Below are 3,176 nucleotides of genomic sequence, written 5' to 3'. Positions count from 1 at the left end.
CATCTTCACCTGGCCCCTCCAAAATCCATACTGAGTTGTATTGTAATGAATTGATTATACATAGCATAACACCCTTTGGAGCTTCTGATGTAAAAACCCCATTGAAAAGCCCGTGGAAACAGGCTTTTCTCGGGGCGCCCTTTCCTTGGTTACTTCCTTTGGGCACGCAAAGGAAGTAACATCTAAAAAAAAGTGTTCTTAAAAAATGGGTGATGGCCGGAAAATGCATTTTTCCTGGCGGCCTTCCGGAATCAATTCTGAGTTGTATTGTAATGAATTGATTATACATAGCATAACACCCTTTGGAGCTTCTGATGTAAAAACCCCATTGAAAAGCCCGTGGAAATAGGCTTTTCTCGGGGTGCCCTTTCCTTGGTTACTTCCTTTGGGCACGCAAAGGAAGTAACATCTAAAAAGTGTTCTTAACCTCGATTTATCTGAAAAAGCATTTACGGGTCCCGGTACTGAAGCCCCGTCCTGGTGTTGGGGAATCTCTGTAACGCCGTCATTCCCGAATCTTTAATCGGGAATCCATATGCAGCCTGCATATATTTTTCATCCTTCGTTGTGACTATCTATAGTCATGGAAATTATTTGTGAAAATATTTCACCATATTCGCCGCGCTGCTCTGCGTCGCACTCGGAAGACGCAAAAAGTCATAACGGATTATTTTTTACATGACGAAATAATTATTCGTGTTTTTTTATTGTAGGGGCAACCCCCCGTGGTTGCCCACTGTAGAAAAAATCCGCGTTCAATTTCAATTCATGAACAGATCTGGTTAAAAAAATGGGTGATGGCCGGATATTTTACTTCTTGCGTTGAACCCGTTAAATATATATCCTGAATTATATGCAAATCTTCGCGTCTTTTATATTCTCAGCCTTTTAAACCTGAAAGTAATTATTTTCACAAAAACCTTTTACCCGAATCGAGGAGGGGCATTTTTCATGAAAGAACCTAAAAAGATTTTCAATCATCCTGACTGGGAGATTTACTGGCCGAGCCGTGTCACTTTTGTAGGGTTTCTGCTGGCATGGTTTTTTGTCGGCGTCATTATAGTCTTCACCATGATTCTTGCGCGTATCGGTGCATGATCTGAATCGACGATTTGTCTTATAATTCCATACATAAGAGAGGATACACATGCTCGGTATTCAACCGCTCGATATTATAGTGTTATTTCTTTATTTTATAATCATTTTCCTGACAGGATGGTGGAGCAGCAAAAAAATCAAGGATACCGGTGACTTTTTTATCGGTGGACGGAAATTCGGAAAATTTCTCACCGCGATGCTGAGTTTTGGCACCGGCACCCATGCCGACCAGGCGGTCGGAGTGGTTTCGAAGAGCTATACCGTCGGTCTGTCCGGAATATGGTATGAATGGATGTGGCTCCTTGTAAATCCATTTTACTGGATTTTTGCCGCAATAATCCGTCGTCTCAGGGTAGTTACAACCGCCGATTATTTCCGTCTGCGGTTCAACCAGAACATCGCTGCGCTGTATGCTTTGCTCGCCGTTATAATCCTCATGCTCAATATCGGTACCATGGTTCTCGGTTCAAGCCGCATCATTGAAGGTTTGACCGGCGGAGGCATTACGTTTTTCTGGGCGTTGATCATCATAACGGTGCTGTTTGTTTTCTATGGTCTGGCTGGAGGAATAGTAGCCGCTGCTCTCAACGATGTCATCCAGGGTATTCTCACCATCGTTTTTTCGTTCCTTATCATTCCGTTTATATTAGCCAAGATCGGGGGTTTTCATGCGCTTCATCAGAAGGTACAGGCGACCTCCGACTATAACATGTTCACCCTTATCGCTCCCAAGGGGATAACGGCGTTCTTTGTTTTAATGATCGTGGTGAATGGTATTTTCAACTGGGTGGTCCAGCCCCATGTCATCCCGTCGAGCACGGCGTGTAAAACCGAGATGGACAGCCGGGTCGGTGTGACCTACGGCAATTTTATCAAACGGTTCTGCACGATCGCATGGGCATTTACCGGTGTCGCCGCCATAGCGCTCATTCCCGGTCTCGACAATCCCGATCGTGCATTTGGAGAGATGGCGCGTATTCTGCTTCCCGTCGGGCTTGTCGGACTGCTCATCGCTTCTCTGCTCGCCACCATTCAGTCGACCGGCGTTGTTCTCATGCTGAGCGGCTCGAGTATTTTTGTCAGGAATATATACTCGGTGTATTTTGAAAAGGGCAAAAATGAAGCCCATTACCTTCTTGCCGGACGTATCGCTTCCTTTGTCATTGTTGTGGGAAGTCTTGGCTTTGCCATGCTTCTCCCGGGAGTTGTAAAAGCGCTCGAACTCTTCATGGTTATTCCGGCCCTTCTCGGTGTTCCGTTCTGGATGGGCATCGTCTGGAGACGGGCGAATCCGGCATCCACCTGGGCAAGTTTCATTGCGTCGAGTCTCGTGTGGATGTACACGGAATTCTTCACGGAAATGCCGCTGCCATGGCAGATGGTCTCGTACCTGTCGGTGGGGCTTATCGCCGGATTTATCGTAGGATCGTTGACGAAACCGCTCCCGAAAGAGCAGCTCGACCCGTTTTATAAACGTCTTCAAACGCCGGTTCTTGAGGAAGAACACCTTGAAAGTGACCTTGTGGAAACCCACGCGATATAGAAGCGTGATAAAAAATGTCACATGTCTGGATACAGGCTGTCAAGGGTCGGCACAAAGTGCCGATCCCCGATTAATAATTCGGGGACATGCTTACATGCTGGCGAACCCCAAAAATCCATGATGAATTGTATTGTAATACATTGATTATAAATAGAATATAGACCATTAATGCCTGTGAATTTATAAACCCGTTGAAAAGTCCCGCGGTCACAACCGGTTTTCGGAAAAAGAATGGGTGCTGTCCGAGCGAGCCGGAGGCTCGTGAGTTCACACATTCCCGAAAAACGGGCGGTGAACGTGGAATAAGGCTTTTCACGGGGTGCCCTTTCCTTGGTTACTTCCTTTGGGCACGCAAAGGAAGTAACATCTAAAAAAAGTGTTCTTAAAAAAATGGGGGGTTGCCAGGATTTCCATGCCCTTAACAGCACCGAAACAATAAATTTCATTATCGGGCGTGTGAAAAAGATACTTTTTCACAGCCCTCTTAAAGATTCGGGAATGACGGCGTTACAGAAATTCCCAACACCATGCCGGG

Annotated in this window: 3 protein-coding genes; all 3 read left to right on the top strand. The window is 45.9% G+C overall.

The window, feature by feature from the left end; translation table 11 throughout:
- Positions 1 to 951 precede the first annotated feature (951 nt).
- Positions 952 to 1,098: a hypothetical protein gene (locus tag LLG96_11415; GenBank protein MCE5250817.1), complete on the top strand. Its 147-nt coding sequence runs from the start codon at positions 952 to 954 to the stop codon at positions 1,096 to 1,098.
- Between the two features lie 49 nt (positions 1,099 to 1,147).
- Positions 1,148 to 2,641 carry a sodium:solute symporter family protein gene (locus LLG96_11410; GenBank protein MCE5250816.1) on the top strand — a complete coding sequence of 498 codons (1,494 nt, stop codon included), beginning with the start codon at positions 1,148 to 1,150 and terminating at the stop codon, positions 2,639 to 2,641.
- A 330-nt stretch (positions 2,642 to 2,971) separates the two neighbouring features.
- On the top strand, positions 2,972 to 3,176 hold a 205-nt coding region (locus LLG96_11405), incomplete at its 3' end, for a hypothetical protein (protein MCE5250815.1).

It is taken from the genome of bacterium, assembly GCA_021372535.1.
Taxonomy (GTDB): Bacteria; Latescibacterota; Latescibacteria; order Latescibacterales; family Latescibacteraceae; genus JAFGMP01.
This window is presented reverse-complemented; position numbering and strand designations above follow the sequence as displayed.

What these genes read in the sequence shown, in the direction of transcription:
- LLG96_11410 (MCE5250816.1), top strand. Translation starts at nt 1,148, where the DNA reads ATGCTCGGTATTCAACCGCTCGATATTATAGTGTTATTTCTTTATTTT.
- LLG96_11415 (MCE5250817.1), top strand. Translation starts at nt 952, where the DNA reads ATGAAAGAACCTAAAAAGATTTTCAATCATCCTGACTGGGAGATTTAC.